The 2,143-nt window shown below is 73.5% G+C and carries 3 protein-coding genes; all 3 read right to left on the bottom strand.

The window, feature by feature from the left end; translation table 11 throughout:
* On the bottom strand, positions 1–970 hold a 970-nt coding region (locus tag SACHA_RS22270; protein ID WP_019810900.1), incomplete at its 3' end, for an acyl-CoA dehydrogenase family protein.
* Positions 954–1,559: a TetR/AcrR family transcriptional regulator gene (locus tag SACHA_RS0114500; protein ID WP_019810899.1), complete on the bottom strand. Its 606-nt coding sequence runs from the start codon at positions 1,557–1,559 to the stop codon at positions 954–956. The genes SACHA_RS22270 and SACHA_RS0114500, both read right to left, overlap by 17 nt.
* Before the next feature lie 76 nt (positions 1,560–1,635).
* Positions 1,636–2,143: DUF742 domain-containing protein (locus SACHA_RS22265; protein ID WP_019810898.1), on the bottom strand; the 508-nt coding region annotated here is incomplete at its 5' end.

Raw genomic sequence — 2,143 nt, 5'->3', positions numbered from 1 at the left:
CGAACGCCGCGCGGTGCCGGGCGTGGTGCGCGGCCCGGACGGTGCCGTGGCGCATGGCCGCGGCCGTGCCGGTCACACAGTCCAGTCGGGTGTTGTTCACCATCTCGATGATGGTGCGCACCCCGCGGCCCTCCTCGCCGACCGGCCAGCCGAGCGCACCGTCGTACTCGATCTCGGCGGAGGCGTTGGACCGGTTGCCCAGCTTGTCCTTCAGGCGTTGCAGGTGCAGGCGGTTGCGGGTGCCGTCCGGCAGCACGCGGGGGACGAGCAGGCACGTCACGCCGCCGGGCGCCTGCGCCAGCGTCAGGAACACGTCCGACATCGGGGCCGAGGTGAACCACTTGTGCCCGGTGAGTCGGTAGGCGCCGTCGCCGGTCGGCTCGGCGCGCGTGGTGTTCGCGCGGACGTCCGAACCACCCTGCTTCTCGGTCATCGACATGCCCGCGATCAGGCCCCGCTTGCCGGTCGGCGTGCGCAGCCCGTAGTCGTACTCGGGGGCCGCCAGCAGCGGTTCGAGGGTCGCGGCCAGGTCGGGGCTGTGCCGCAGGGCGGGCACGGCCGAGTAGGTCATCGAGATCGGGCAGGTGTGGCCCGCCTCCACCTGACTCCAGACGTAGAACTTCGCCGTGCGCGCCACGTGCGCACCGGGCTGCTCCCTGCTCCACGGCGTGGCGTGCAGGCCGTGCGAGACGGCCACCGTCATCAGGTCGTGCCAGTGCGGGTGGAACTCGACCTCGTCGATGCGGTGCCCCACTCGGTCGTGCGTACGCAGCACGGGCGGATTCTCGTTGACGATCCTGCCCCACTCCTGGGCGCGCTCGCCGCCCGCCAGCACGCCGAGCTCGCGGACCTCGCTCTCCGCCCAGCCCGCGCCCTCCCGGTGCAGGCCTTCGAGCAGCGCGGGATCCTCGGCGACGTCGTGGTCGGCGAGGGCGGGGACCTGGTTGGTCACCTCATGGGTCGGTGGCATGGCGTACTCCTAACGCGCGGAGGGTGAAGGCGGACAGACCGTCCAGGGAGGTGGCCGTACCACCGGTGAGCGGGCCCACCAGGATTTCGGCCGCGGCACCGACGACCGCCGCGGCGGTCAGTTCCGCGTCCTGGGCGGGAAGTGTTCCGGCGCGGACCCCGTCGCGGACGCAGCCGGCGATCACGTCGCGGAAGGCCCGGCGGAACACCAGGCGGCGCTGTTCCACCGGCGCGTCGACCGGCTCGGCCAGCAGCGCGTAGGCCAGGCGTGGCGATTTGAGGGCCCGGGTGGCGAAGGTGCGCACCACCGCGACCACCCGCTCGGCCGCGTCCTCGGGCGTGTCCGACGCCCGGCGCACGGCGTCCACCTCCCGGCCGACGACATGCCCGAACAACTCCGCGACCAGGTCCGCCTTGGCGGGGAAGTGCCGGTAGAGCGTGCCGGTGGCGACCCCCGCCCGGGAGGCGACCGACGTCATCGCGCATCCGGCGTAACCGCACTCGGACAGCAGGTCGACGGCGGCGTCCAGGATCGCCGCCCGTTGTGCGTCGAGCCGCGCCTGCACGGCGGGGGTGCGACGGTAGGCCACGCCGAGAAGTGAAGCACTGATTCACCGCTTCAGCAAGAGGCGCGAATCGGCACCCGGACCGACCGTCGCCCGCGGGTCACAACCGTTGCAGCCCGACCAGCACCCGGTTCATCAGCTCGGGGCTGGGACGGCCTCCGGACGTGGGGGGTGCGTCGTGCACCCGCACGAACCCCGTGTCGGCGAGGTCGCTGACCAAAACGCGGGCCACGCCGAGCGGTACCGACAGGGTCGCGGCGATTTCGGCGACCGACCTCGGCTGCGCACACAACCGACGGACCGCTTGGTGCTGGGCACCGAGATGGCGGTGCCAGGGCGCGGCCGGGTCCGTCGAGACCAGTGTCTCCACCGCGAGGTCGGGCCGGGCGTGCGTGCGGCCCTTGGTCAACACGTACGGGCGGGCGCGCAGCCGGTGCGCGGTCGAATCCTCGGGGTCGGAGTCGGGATCGTCGGGCCCGCGGACGTCGTCCGGCGGGGGGCCCGGGGACATCACGACCCGTTCCGGCCTGGGAGGCGTGCTCCGGACGGGCGCGGGCTCGAACAGGCTCCCGCCACCCGCCGTGGCTTCGCCGGGGCCCGCCGGGGTG

This window comes from Saccharomonospora halophila 8, assembly GCF_000383775.1.
GTDB lineage: Bacteria > Actinomycetota > Actinomycetes > Mycobacteriales > Pseudonocardiaceae > Saccharomonospora > Saccharomonospora halophila.
The sequence above is the reverse complement of the archived record's forward strand: the minus strand, read 5'-3'. Positions and strand labels throughout refer to the sequence as shown.